This window comes from Dorea sp. 210702-DFI.3.125, from assembly GCF_020560945.1.
GTDB classification, from domain to species: domain Bacteria; phylum Bacillota; class Clostridia; order Lachnospirales; family Lachnospiraceae; genus Dorea; species Dorea formicigenerans.
Genome location: NZ_JAJCNF010000081.1, coordinates 1 through 567 on the forward strand (window position 1 = coordinate 1; position 567 = coordinate 567).

At 47.1% G+C, this 567-nt stretch carries 1 protein-coding gene; it reads left to right on the plus strand.

Annotated elements, in window-relative coordinates; genetic code table 11:
• Window positions 1–379: 379 nt before the first annotated feature.
• The coding region (locus LI164_RS15625) for a helix-turn-helix domain-containing protein (RefSeq protein WP_173703884.1) at window positions 380–567 on the plus strand (188 nt) is incomplete at its 3' end.

A 567-nucleotide genomic window follows, 5' to 3' on the forward strand; every position in this document is an offset into this window, starting at 1 on the left:
CTATCCCCCTATCAGATTGTCGTGTTTCGGTATCATTTCGGTGTCAGTTCGCCAGTTCTCCCCGGTGTCGTTCCTCCCCTGAATCTCACAGCGGCGTATCGCTCCCTTTGGTACGCTCGTTTCGGTCAGGGTTCCTCCATATCCCTGCCAAAATTCATGGCGCTACATCGCCGGGGAAGCATATCCCACACAGGCTGGTCATTCGATTGGAATAATCCATCGATGAACTACCTGTATCATAGAACATTTTTGTGCCCTGTGCCGTATGTCCACAAAGTAGGAATTAAGGGTAAAAATCAGAAATTTCCACGATTACGGAAAGTGTGATATAATCCAGATAAGCGGCAGCAATGAAACCGTTGGAAAGGAGCGTGTGCCCATGAAAGGAGCAACAAGCATACAGGAACGCCTTTGGGAACTCCGCAAGGACAAAGGCTTAAATCTGGAAGAACTATCAAAGCTGACGGGTATTTCCAAATCTGCTCTCGGAAGTTATGAAAAAGAGGATTTTAAGGAAATCAATCATGGCAACCTTATCACGCTGGCAGACTTCTATGGGGTTTCCGT